Genomic DNA, 11,047 nt, shown 5'->3' on the forward strand with positions numbered 1-11,047 from the left:
CCGTTCACACGATGGGCCGTCGGTTGACGGTCACCACGCCCGTGATGGGCACGGTGACGGCCGAGATGGTCACGTTGGCGACGGCGTTGACCTGCACGCTGCCGCCGGCGCTCAGCGTCGCGGCGCCGATCGCCTTCATGCTCAGGGCGCCCTTGGCGTCCACCGTCACGGGGCCCGTGAGCGAGGAGACGTTCACCAGGCCCCGCCCCTGGATGTTGACGACGCCCCCGCTCTTGATGGTCAGCCGGCGTCCCGCACTCAGCGTGAGGTCGCGCCCCGCCTCCACCGAGACCGAGGTGCCGCCCTTGATGGTGACCTTGCCCCTGCTGTCCACGGTGATCTCGGTCTTGGTCCGGTCCAGGTTCACGACCAGCCGGTCGTTGCCGCTCGCGAGCCGCACCCCCTGTTTGCGGGCGCCGGTCCGTTGGCTGAGCAGGTCCATGCGGTTGCCCTGCCGGTCGGAGACCGTGTGCCGGGACGCCTGCTTGCGCAGGCCGTCGTGGAGCGGCACGTCCCGCACCGGGGTCGGCACGTCCTTGCCGTTGTACAGCCCGCCGATGACGAACGGATGGTCCAGCGCGCCCCGGTCGAAGCCGACGAGCACCTCGTCCCCGACGTCCATCGGGAAGATCCCGCCGCCGGCCTTGCCGCCCAACTGCACGGTCCGCGTCCAGTCGCTGACGTAGGTGTCGTCCAGCCACGGGAACTGGAGCTTCACCCGGCCCTGCCGCAGCGGGTCCTGGACGTCGGTGACGAGCGCGTTGGCGACGCTCGGCAGCCGCGGCACCGACTCCCCGCCGCCCGAGGCCAGCCCGTACAGCGAACGCCACTGCCGGCCGCTGACCGTCACCCACGCCTCGTAGTGCTTGCCGTCGCCGAAGACGTGCCGCACGGAGGTCACGGTGTACTTGCCCTCGAACGGCTGGCCCACGTCGGCGAGCGCGACCGGAACGCCCGGCCGCAGCTTCGGGTTCCCGCGGGCCACGACCTCCAACTCGGCGAAGGACGACGTGACGTCGTCAGCGAGGGCGCTGGCGGCGAACCGCACCTCGGCCTGCCGGTCGTACGGCGTGCCCGTCCCGACCAGCTTGGCCTTCTTGAACTTGCCGGCGGCCTCGCCCGGGGTGGCGCCGATGGCGATGCCCGGATGGGAGGCGGCGCGCGCGGTCGCCGTCAACTTGCGCTTCGCCGTGACGTCCCAGCCGCGCGCCTCGACCGTGCCGACCTGGTCGGCGGCGGTGACGGCGGCCCGCAGCCGCAGGATGTCGTGCCCGCCCTGGAGCACGAAGGGGCTCTTGTCCCCGTCGGTCTTCGGCGACGGCGCACCCGACGACGGCTTCGGCCGGACGAACTGGAACCGGCCCTTGGAGTCCACCGACATCACCATTTCGTTCTCGTCGGCGAGCCGGCCGAGGAAGTCCCAGTCGGACACGTCCGACTGGCTGATGAAGTCGTACACGGTCTTCGTCGACTCCACCTTCCCGACCGGCACGCCGGCCTTCGCGGCCAGCTTGCGGGCGATGTCGGACGCGCTCTGGTTGCGGTAGGCCGTCACCCGGCGCTGGCGCAGCAGCCGGTGCCCGGCGTCGTAGCCGCGGATCACGGTGAACGTGCCGGTGCCGTCGTAGTCGGCCTCCAGCCCGGTGACCTCGCCCGTCAGCAGCGGATCGGAGGCCCCCCGCCCGTCGGCGACCGGCGCGATCACCACCTTCGTGCCGAAGGTGACGCCCAGTTTGCCGAGCAGCAGCCGGTGCGGGTCGCGGAAGGTGAGCCGGAAGGCGGCCGGCACGCCGGCGCCCTGGTCGACCCAGCTGTCCACGAGGGCACGGGCGTAGTCGGGCGGCAGCTTGGCGCCGCCGATCCGTACGTCGACGACGGTGGAGAAGGCGGACCGCACCATCAGCCGCGCACCTCCTCGGCGGCGGGCAGCACCAACTCGGCGCCGGCCGGCAGCCGCGCCGGGTCGTCGATGCCGTTGGCCTCGGCGATCGAGCGCCAGGCGCCGGGGTCGCCGTACTCCCGCCACGCCAGCGACAGCAGTGAGTCGCCCGCCACCACCCGGTGCACCCGCTGTGCGGTGAGCGCACCGGACGTCGGGTTCTGTCCCGCGGTCGCGCTCGGGATCTCGTGCAGTTGGAGTCGGCACGTGGCGCGGATGGGGACGCCCGTCGTCCCGAAGAGCGAGTAGTCCACGTCCACGGAGCCCACGTACGCGACGAACCGCGCCGTCGAGAACGACCCCCACTGGAAGACCACCCACGGCGGCGAGGGCTGTTTCGCGGCGATGCTCCTGGGCGTCACCTCGCAGCAGCTGAGCAGCGACTCCACCTTCTTCAGCACCGTGTTGCCGGTCGGCTTCTGGGAGGAGTCGAGGAAGATCTCCACGTTCATCTCGCGCGGCAGGGCGCCCATGAACTCCGGCAGCGGCCCCGTCCGCTCGATCTGCGTGGGCGTGGTCTTCCACTCCGCGCGCCGGGACAGCGACAACTGCGCCGGGTTGAAGTCGAAGTTGAACGTCTTGATGACCCCGCCCGGCGAGGTGCTCTCGCCCGTGGGGGGCTCGTGGATCGCGAGCGAGGCGCGCACAAGGCTCTTGCCCGCGCCCTTGGCGCCTTTCGCCATGTCTGCCGAACGCCTTTCAGTCCGTGAATCCGTGGTGGGCGATCTCCAGGACCTCCGTCGCGACGGCCGGGCTCGCCGGGTCCAGGGTCGGCCCGGTCCAGCTGACGGGCAGCACGTCGATGAGTCCCCAGCGGGCCACTTCGGAGCCGTCGGCGCGCAGCGCCGCGATCTGGGCGGTGGGCCGCTTGATCCCGGTCTGGAGGGACGAGATCCAGCGGGCGACCTTGGCGGTGTCCGGGGTGAGGGGACGGGTCAGCCGGATGGTGGAGAAGGTGACACGGGTGGGCAGGGCCCACACGAAGCCGTTGTTGCCGCCCTCTTGGCGGTGCTCGATCTCCACCTGCGACGACAGGCCCTCGCACCCGTTGAAGGAGCCGAGGCTCTCGCCGTCGATGCTGAGGGAGAACCAGATGGTGGAGCCCGGGTCCTGGCGGGACATCGTGCGGGCCTTTCTGTCGTGCCGGGGGCGGCGGGCGGAACGGGTCGGGCGAGGGATCGTGGGTCAGTTGCGGAAGTCGCGCAGCTTGCCGACGCGTTCGCGGTCCATCCGCAACTCGGTGCGGACCAGCCGCGTGACCCGGCCGATGATCCGGTGCACCAGCTCGTCGAGTTGGAAGTCGGTGAGCTGCCGTGGATCAAAGGTCTGGGCCGGGACCGCGGTGTACTCGGGCGGCGGTGACTCGGCCGACGCGGTGGTCGGCGTGGACTGGGCGGGTGGTGGGGTTGGCGTCGGTGGTTGGCGTGTGGGCGCGGATGTCGGTGCTGGTGCTGGTGCTGGTGCTGGTGCTGGTGCTGGTGCGGCGGGCGGCAGTGCGGTGCGGGCTGCCCGGTTCGACGCCGGGGCCCGGTCGGATGCCGGGAGCCCCTTGAGGTAGCGCTGGACGACGGGCCCGACAACGTCCCCGCCCGGGCCGGCGGCGGGAGCGGACTCGGGAAGCCGCGGCGGCACGAGCGGAGCCACCGGGAGCCGGGACGGGGCCGACGGCGCGGCGGCCGACGGGGTCGCACGACGCAGGAGTACGGGCGGGGGCGCCGCAGCGGAGCGGACGGCCGGCGCACCGACACCCTTCGACGCGACCGCCGGCGCACTCGGTGTCGGCGGCACGGGTGGTGAATCGGGTGATGAAACGGGTGATGGCAGCAACGGTGCAGACGGTACGGGAGGTACGGGAGCGGGTGCGTGCGGCGCCGGGGGACCGGCCGCCGCGGGGAGAGACGGCGCCGGGGCACCCGGCAGGGGAGCACCGAGAGCGGCACGACGCTGGATGACGCCACTGCCCCGGGTGTGCGGGACGGCGGGGGCGGGCGGTACGGACGCGGTGGTGCGAGGGGCCGGGGTCGAGCGCTGCTCGGTCGACGGTCCCGGGCGGGGAGCCGGGCGCACGGTGTCGGCTGGCCGCGACGAGATCGGGGCACCGAGTCCCGGCCGGCGCGCGGGCGCGGGAGCGGGCGGCGGGGACGGCACACCGGTCGAGCCGCCAACTGGCGCTGCCGGCGCGTCGTTCCCGCGGGCCGTCGGCCCCGGCGACTGCGGCGAACGCGGAGGCAGGGCGGGATCGGGCGTGAAGGTGGACTTCGGCGCTGGTGAGGTCGGGGTGTCGGCCGCCGTCCGCTGGACCGGCTGCGCTGCCCGTTCGACGGAACGCGCGCCTTGGGGCGCGGTGTTGGCTTGCCCAGCGGGCCGCGCTGTCCGCTCGGCCTGCGCGGCCCGCGCGGCCTGCGCGGTCCGCGAGGTCGAGGCGGCCGGCGCGGACGCAGGCGCCTTGGAGGTGGCAGGAGGCTGCTGGGCACGAGAGGCCGGCGCCGTGCGGGGGGCCTCTGCGGCAGACGCAGCCACCTGCGCGGTGCGTGCCGTCGGCGCGTCCGGTGCGGTGGTCGCGGGCTGCTGGCCACGCGGCCCCGGTGCTGTACGCCGCTGCACGGGCTGCCGGGGTGCGGCGGGCGTCGGGCGAGGGGCCTCGGTGGAAGGCGCGGGCGCCTTCGTGGTGGGCGGTGTCGGCGCGTCCGCTGTTGGGGCGGAGGCCGTGGGAGGGAGGTCCATGGGGACGGTGGGAGACTCTGACGACGTGTGTCGCTGGACGGCTTGCTGAGGCGCGACTGATGGCAGGCCAGAGGTTTCCGCGGAAGGCGCAGGCACCCCGTGGGTGCTCGCCCCGCCGTCGGCATCGAGGTGCCGCGGTCCCGTTCCGCTCGGACCACGGGCGGGCGCGGGTGCGGGCTCGCCCGTGCTGACCGGCCCCTTCCGGGGAGCGGCCGTGGCCTGCTCCGTAGCCTTCGCCGCACGTGCGGGAGCAGCGGTTGCCGCGTCCGCGGCGACGTGAGGCGCACCAAGACCGCGTGTGACACCAGAGCCAGGGGCAGAGGCGGAGCCAGAAACGGGGCCAGGGGCAGAGCCCTTGTCGGGCCGGGCAACCGCCCGCTGCACGCGCGGGCCGGCGTCAGCTCCCGAGCCGCCGGCCGGCGCACTGGAGGGGCCGGCAGCGGGCGTCGGGGAGTTGCTGTCCGCCGCACTGGTCGTACGGGCGCCGCCACTCGCGCCAGCGGCGCCGGGTGCACGCGTCGAACGCGGTGCGGAACCGCCCCCGTCGCCAGGACCCGCGACGGCCTTCGTGCTGCTGCCGGGGACGTTTCGCACGTCCGCCGGCACGTCCTGTGTGTCGGCTCCGCGACCGCTGTCGAGAGAGGGAAGGTCGGGTGTGACCGTCCCCACGGACGGCGTCGGCGTCGGCATGGGCATCGGTGTCGGCGCCGCGTCCGTCCCGCCACGCACAGGGGTGGCAGCCCTACGCGCCACTGGCAGGGTCCGCCGCTGCACCGGCTTGGCCGTGGTCAAGGATCGAGGCCCGGGCAAGGGGCGCGCCAACGGAGGGGCCGTCGACACCGGCTGTGCCGCGGCAAGAAGCTGCGCCGGCACCGAACCCGTATCCGGCGACGGCGCCGACGGCACCGCAGCCGCAGCCGCAGTCGGAGACGCTGCCGCGGAAACCGCCGGCGCCAGCCCGTTCGCCTGGGCTCGCTGAACCGCCGGCGCACTTCCGGGCGCACCGCCCGCGGTCACCGCAGGCGAAGGAGGCGAAGGCGCCGAAGGAGCCGTGACCATCGGCCTGTTGGGACGCGTCCCGCCGGCCGGCTCGGCATCCGTCGTGCTGCCTGCCGTACGGACGACGCTCCCGCGCGGCGGAGCCGTACCGCCCACCGCACGCGCGGCGCTCGCCCCCGCAGACTCGCGCCCAGCGGCAGCGCCAGCGCCCGCCGCCGGTGTACGCACGGCCCCCGCACTCCGCTGCACTGCCGTGCTCCTCGTCGTACCCGCGGAGAGCGAACCGCTTCGCCCGGACGGTGACGGCACCGCCGTCACCACGGGCCCGCCCTTGGCGCGCGCGACACGCTGGACCGCGGCCGGCCCCTGCCCGTCGAAGCGCGGCTCGCCCGGCGGCAGCGCCCGCATCCGCACCGCGGGCGCGCGCTGCACCGCCGGCGTCCGACCGGCCAACGGCAAGGCACCCGTACGGCCTTCGAGCCCGGTGACGGGCCCGGCGGCGGACGAGCGCAGGCCGTCGCCGAGCACCGCACTCGACGTGCCGTCGAGGACTGCGGGCGACGAGGTGGCCAAGAACGACGGGTTCTGCCAGGTCGGCAGCCGCCCGCCGAACCCCGCGTCGGCAACCGAGGCCCGCCCGGCCCCCGCAACCGGCCGGATCGGCGCCAGCCCCGCCCACGACGCCGTGACCGCGGAACGGCCCGGCGCCGCGGAGTCGTCGTGCGGGGCGGCTCCGCCCGCCGGCGCCCCCACGGCGCCGGAGCCGGACGCATCACCACGGCCCGTCTGCGGCGCACCGCGCCGCCCTCGCAAGATGTCCCGGAAGCCCATCGGTCAGTCCTCCGCCCCGGCCCGCGTCACCAGGGCCGCGATCTCACCCGCGTAACGCCGCCGGTCCGCGTGTTCCAGGTCCAGGATGTCCGCCAGGCCCCAGTGGAAGTGATAGGCCACGTACGCGATCTCCTCGTGCAGCCGGTCGGTCGCGTACGTCACGATTCCCCCAGGCGGCTCCCGCCGAGTTCCACCTCGAAGGGCTCCGCGCAGTGCGGGCACTCCACGGCCGCACGGGTGTGGCCCTCGGCGTTGATCTGACGGTAGAAGTCCTGGAGGAACGCCAGGTCGGAGGCGAACATCTGCTCCACGACCCCGTCGTGCACCAGCGGCAGAGTCCCCAGCCGGGTGATGACCCGACCGAGCAGGACCACCGACAAGAACGCCGGATTCTCCTGGACCCGTACGTCACGCAGCGGAACGAGTTCGTCCCGCGCCGTCGACAGCCGCATCACGCCGTCCCGGTGGACGGTGCCCGACTCGTCGACGTACCCGCGCGGCAGTTGGAAGGGGAACTCGGTGCGCAGCGCCTCCTGGTGCACCTGCTCGGGCGCCGGCCCCGCGGGGCCGGGGACGGCGCCGTCCTGCGCCGGCCCCGCACCCGCCCCGACAGCCGCGCCCGGTGCCTGCGCACCGCCGTAGCTGACCGCGCCGCCGGCCCTGGCAGCCGTACGCCGCATTACTCGATGACCAGTTCTTCGAACGCGATCGTCACGGTCTCGGTGAGGGCCGCCGCCTCGCCCGCCTTCACCGTGCTGGCGTCGATCTTGTGGCACCAGGCGTTGCGCAGGTTGTAGCGCTTCACCGGGTTGTTCTCGAAGTCCATCATGATGATGGAGGCGTTCTTGCGGGCCGTGGTCATCTGGCCGGAGATCGACTGGTTGATCCACTGAGTGAAGGCGGCCGACTGGGTCATGCCGCGCACGACGGTGCAGGTGCCGTTCTTCTTCACACCCGGCAGGTTCTTCACGACGTTCTGGCCGTTCGGAGAGTTCTGCTGGTACGTGATGACGTCCTGCTCCATGCTGAGGCCGCTGACCTCGGCCAGGTACTCGACCATGACGCCGTCGATCTGCAGGCCGAAATTGTGTGAAGTGAGGGCGTCGCCCGGCTGAAGGCTCATCTACTCGCTGTCCTCGTGACGATCTGAGAAGTGGGTGGGGACGGTGGCGCGGTGGGAAGGGGAGGCAGAGCGGGCAGCCGCCCTACTCCTCCAACTCGCCGCCGCCGCTGGAGAACTGGGCCAGTCGGAAGATCACGAACTCGGCCGGCTTCACCGGCGCGATGCCGATCTCGCAGACGACCCGGCCGACGTCGACCGACTCCGGCGGGTTGGTCTCCTCGTCGCACTTGACGTAGTACGCCTCCTCGGGGCGCTGGCCGAAGAGCGCGCCACTGCGCCACTCGTTGACCAGGAACGCCGAGATGTTGCGCCGGATGCGGGCCCACAGGGCGTGGTCGTTCGGCTCGAACACCACCCACTGGGTGCCGATCAGGATCGACTCCTCCAGGTAGTTGAAGTACCGGCGGATGTTCAGGTAGCGCCAGGCCGGGTCGGAGGACAGGGTGCGGGCGCCCCACACGCGGATGCCGCGGCCGGGGAAGGCGCGGATGCAGTTGACGCCGATCGGGTTCAGCAGGTCCTGCTCGCCCCGGGTGATCTGGAGCTCCAGGTCCACCGCACCGCGCACCACCTCGTTCGCGGGCGCCTTGTGGACCCCGCGCTCGAAGTCGTTGCGCGCCCAGATGCCGGCGACGTGACCGCTCGGTGGAATCATCAGGCCCTGACCGCTCGCCGGGTCGAACGTCTTGATCCACGGGTAGTACAGCGCCGCGTACCGGGAGTCGTAGCCGGCCGTCTCCTGTCGCCAGACCCTGATCTGGCGGGCGTTCAGCCCGGGCGGCGGGTCGATGACCGCGACCCGGTCACCCATCAGCTCGCAGTGCGCGATCAGCCCCAGCTGCACGGCCTTGACCGCTTCCAGGTCGATCGCACCGCGCTGGTAGGCGGCCATCAGGTCCGGCACCGCGACCATGGAGATCTCGTCGACGGCCTCCAGACCGCCGAAGCCGGTGCGGTCCGCCGAATCGCCGAGGTAGTGGGCGGGCCCGGGGTGCGCCTCGCCGGGCCCGGCCGCCCGGCCGTCCGCCGCGGCCGGGGACTGCGCGGGAGCCGCGAGCGCCACCGTCTGGTTGTCGGGCCGGGCCAACTGCCCCGCCGGCGCGGCCTCGGCCACGGCTATCAGCCGGGAGCGCTCCTTGACCTGGGTGACGACGTAGGCGCGGCTGCTCTTCTTCGCCGTGACGTCGAACTGCTCGGCCGCCTTGTCGCCGTCCTTCACGATCAGCTTGAACCGGTCGGCCGGGCCCTCGCCGTCCGCGTCCGCGACCTCGACGCTCAGCGCGCCCGATGCGCCCGCCGCGATCGCGGTCACCGTGAACGTGCCCAGCTGCTGGGGCTCGCCCGACGGCAGCGCAGCCTTGGCGTCGCCACCGGCCACGGCGGCGGGCGCCGCGCCCTGCTCGGCGACGCCGCCGGCCGAGCCGCCGACCCGGATCACATAGGCGGCCGAACCGCCGTTGTTGAAGAAGCCGTAGACGGAGTGGGCGAGGAAGTAGCCGTCGGTGAACTCACCGAAGGACGCCACGTACTGGGTCCAGTTGGTCACCAGGACCGGCTCGTTGAGCGGGCCGGTCGGAGCGAGCCCCACGAAGGCCGCGACGGACGTGCCCACGCCCTCGATGGGTCGGGAGCCGCTGGCGACCTCCTCGACGTAGACGCCGGGCGACAGATAGGACGGCATGCGCAGCTCTCCTCGGGGTGCAGCAAATGGACCGCCCAACAGCCTCCTGCGCGCGGCGCCCGCGGCGAAACGCCCATGGGTGCTCCACCGGGGGCACCGCCGCTGCCCTCGACACTGCCTGTACGGGCACCCCGGTCCGCCGGCCCGACCGACCCCCCGCCCGCACTGCCTCTTCGGGCACGACGACTCTGCCCCCAGTCCTGCGACAGCGCGCCGCCCCCTCCGTAGCGTCGACGCGTGAGCTTGTGGACATCCCTGGAACCCGCCTCCGCCACCGTCGACCCGGGTGGCAGTACACGCGTGCGGCTGCGGCTGCGCAACACCGGCGACGTCGTCGACGAATACCGCTTCGAACCGGTGGGCACCGTCGCGCCCTGGACGACGGTGGAACCGTCGACGCTGCGCCTGTATCCGGGCACGACGGGAACGGTCGAGCTGACCTTCGCGCCACCGCGCACGCCCGACGCCGCCGCCGGGCCGCACCCCTACGGCGTACGGATCACGCCGACCGAACATCCCGAGGCCACCACCGTCCCGGAGGGCAACCTCACCATCACCCCCTTCACGGAGGTGCGGGCGGACCTGGTGCCGCCCATCGTCCGGGGCCGGCTGCGCGGCCGGCCCCGGCTCGCCGTCGACAACCTCGGCAACACCAAGCTGACCGCGTCCGTCAGCGGCAGCGACAACGGCGACCAACTGTCGTACGAGATACACCCGAGCAACGTCCAGATCGAGCCCGGCCGGGCCGTGTTCGTCGCCGCCACCCTCAAGCCCCGGAACATCATCTGGTTCGGGGCCGCCGAGCAGCGGCCGTACACGCTGTCCCTGCACCGCTCGGGCACCGACCCGCTGCCCGTGGAGGGGACGTACGACCAGCGCGGCTTCCTGCCCCGCTGGCTCGCCACCGCCCTCGGCCTCGCCGTCACCCTCGCCATCGTCTTCGTGATGCTGTGGATCGCGTACAAGCCGGCCGTGAAGTCCAAGACCACCGAACAGGTCGCCGAGGCCGGCAACACCCTCGCGCCCAGCCCGGACGCGTCACCGAAGCCGCCGGAGCCCGCGCCGAGCAAGGCCGATCCCACGCCGACCGAACAGCAGGAGGAGCCGGGCGACGGAGGCGACGGCGGCGGAGGGGGCGGAGATGACAAGACGAAGAAGCCGCCGCCGAAGGTCACCGCCGCCACCGCCGTGCGACGTCTCGCCCAGGAGGACCCGTCCGGTCGACACATCTGCTACCGCGCCTTCGTCGGCGGCGAGGGCTGGCAGGAACCCGTGTGCGACGGCGCGGTGGCCGGCATGGTGGGGCGGAAGCTGCCGATCAAGGCCATGAACTTCGCGGTGTCCGGTGTCGGCGGCTCGGCCGCCAGCGCCTTCGTCAACGACCCAGAGTCGGACAAGGGCAAGTTCCAGGAATGGACGGCCGTCATCGCCGACCGCAAGGACAACTACATCGGCAAGTCCAAGGACGACGCCCCGAACCTGTCGGGCTTCGGGATCAACGTCGGTGACGGCCAGATCTGCCAGTCCAGTCACGTCCGCGGACGGAGTTGGGGGGACAGGTGCGGCGGTTCGCGCTCCCACCCCGACCGGAACAACCGCCTGGTCTTCGCCGGCACCCTGGACAACGGTGCCTGGCTCGAAGCGGTCAAGCTGACCGTGAAGAAGTGAACATGGCTGTGGGCCGGGCGCGCCGCGCCCGGCCCCCAGCCCAGTGTTCGGGGCGTGGCGACCACCGATCGGGAGAGCGGGG

Annotated in this window: 10 protein-coding genes; 2 read left to right on the forward strand and 8 right to left on the reverse strand. The window is 73.1% G+C overall.

The window, feature by feature from the left end:
* Positions 1 to 4 precede the first annotated feature (4 nt).
* The 4 genes from ABZ842_RS36950 to ABZ842_RS36965 all read right to left on the reverse strand — a co-directional run bounded on the left by ABZ842_RS36950 (position 5) and on the right by ABZ842_RS36965 (position 3,583).
* The gene (locus ABZ842_RS36950) at positions 5 to 1,900 is read right to left on the reverse strand and encodes a VgrG-related protein (RefSeq protein WP_361547570.1); all 1,896 of its coding nucleotides are present in this window, start codon (positions 1,898 to 1,900) and stop codon (positions 5 to 7) included.
* Positions 1,900 to 2,622, reverse strand: a complete 723-nt coding sequence (locus ABZ842_RS36955; protein WP_361547573.1) for a peptidase M23 — start codon at positions 2,620 to 2,622, stop codon at positions 1,900 to 1,902. Before ABZ842_RS36955 ends, ABZ842_RS36950 begins: the two co-directional genes overlap by 1 nt.
* A 16-nt stretch (positions 2,623 to 2,638) precedes the next feature.
* Complete coding sequence (locus ABZ842_RS36960; RefSeq protein WP_361547576.1) at positions 2,639 to 3,061, reverse strand: phage tail protein; 423 nt, start codon at positions 3,059 to 3,061, stop codon at positions 2,639 to 2,641.
* Positions 3,062 to 3,124: 63 nt separating this feature from the next.
* Complete coding sequence (locus ABZ842_RS36965) at positions 3,125 to 3,583, reverse strand: extensin (protein WP_361547579.1); 459 nt, start codon at positions 3,581 to 3,583, stop codon at positions 3,125 to 3,127.
* A gap of 2,131 nt (positions 3,584 to 5,714) precedes the next feature.
* Between ABZ842_RS36965 and ABZ842_RS36970 the strand changes: the two genes are divergently transcribed.
* Positions 5,715 to 6,548 carry a hypothetical protein gene (locus ABZ842_RS36970; RefSeq protein WP_361547582.1) on the forward strand — a complete coding sequence of 278 codons (834 nt, stop codon included), beginning with the start codon at positions 5,715 to 5,717 and terminating at the stop codon, positions 6,546 to 6,548.
* Here the strand turns inward: ABZ842_RS36970 and ABZ842_RS36975 are convergent.
* The 4 genes from ABZ842_RS36975 to ABZ842_RS36990 all read right to left on the reverse strand — a co-directional run bounded on the left by ABZ842_RS36975 (position 6,497) and on the right by ABZ842_RS36990 (position 9,297).
* The gene (locus tag ABZ842_RS36975) at positions 6,497 to 6,655 is read right to left on the reverse strand and encodes a DUF6760 family protein (protein ID WP_361547585.1); all 159 of its coding nucleotides are present in this window, start codon (positions 6,653 to 6,655) and stop codon (positions 6,497 to 6,499) included. The two genes, ABZ842_RS36970 and ABZ842_RS36975, sit on opposite strands and share 52 nt — an antisense overlap.
* Positions 6,652 to 7,173 (reverse strand): hypothetical protein, encoded by a 522-nt coding sequence (locus ABZ842_RS36980; protein ID WP_361547588.1) that lies wholly within the window; start codon positions 7,171 to 7,173, stop codon positions 6,652 to 6,654. Before ABZ842_RS36980 ends, ABZ842_RS36975 begins: the two co-directional genes overlap by 4 nt.
* Complete coding sequence (locus tag ABZ842_RS36985) at positions 7,173 to 7,616, reverse strand: phage tail protein (protein ID WP_361547591.1); 444 nt, start codon at positions 7,614 to 7,616, stop codon at positions 7,173 to 7,175. The genes ABZ842_RS36980 and ABZ842_RS36985 overlap by 1 nt, the downstream gene beginning before the upstream one ends.
* Before the next feature lie 82 nt (positions 7,617 to 7,698).
* Positions 7,699 to 9,297, reverse strand: a complete 1,599-nt coding sequence (locus tag ABZ842_RS36990) for a phage tail sheath subtilisin-like domain-containing protein (RefSeq protein WP_361547594.1) — start codon at positions 9,295 to 9,297, stop codon at positions 7,699 to 7,701.
* A gap of 237 nt (positions 9,298 to 9,534) precedes the next feature.
* Here ABZ842_RS36990 and ABZ842_RS36995 point away from each other — a divergent pair, with 237 nt between their 5' ends.
* Positions 9,535 to 10,965, forward strand: a complete 1,431-nt coding sequence (locus ABZ842_RS36995) for a hydrolase (protein WP_361547599.1) — start codon at positions 9,535 to 9,537, stop codon at positions 10,963 to 10,965.
* Positions 10,966 to 11,047 lie beyond the last annotated feature (82 nt).

The organism is Streptomyces sp. NPDC047315, assembly GCF_040643215.1.
Lineage (GTDB): Bacteria > Actinomycetota > Actinomycetes > Streptomycetales > Streptomycetaceae > Streptomyces.

What these genes read in the sequence shown, in the direction of transcription:
- ABZ842_RS36950 (WP_361547570.1), bottom strand. Translation starts at nt 1,900, where the DNA reads ATGGTGCGGTCCGCCTTCTCCACCGTCGTCGACGTACGGATCGGCGGC.
- ABZ842_RS36955 (WP_361547573.1), bottom strand. Translation starts at nt 2,622, where the DNA reads ATGGCGAAAGGCGCCAAGGGCGCGGGCAAGAGCCTTGTGCGCGCCTCG.
- ABZ842_RS36960 (WP_361547576.1), bottom strand. Translation starts at nt 3,061, where the DNA reads ATGTCCCGCCAGGACCCGGGCTCCACCATCTGGTTCTCCCTCAGCATC.
- ABZ842_RS36980 (WP_361547588.1), bottom strand. Translation starts at nt 7,173, where the DNA reads ATGCGGCGTACGGCTGCCAGGGCCGGCGGCGCGGTCAGCTACGGCGGT.
- ABZ842_RS36985 (WP_361547591.1), bottom strand. Translation starts at nt 7,616, where the DNA reads ATGAGCCTTCAGCCGGGCGACGCCCTCACTTCACACAATTTCGGCCTG.
- ABZ842_RS36990 (WP_361547594.1), bottom strand. Translation starts at nt 9,297, where the DNA reads ATGCCGTCCTATCTGTCGCCCGGCGTCTACGTCGAGGAGGTCGCCAGC.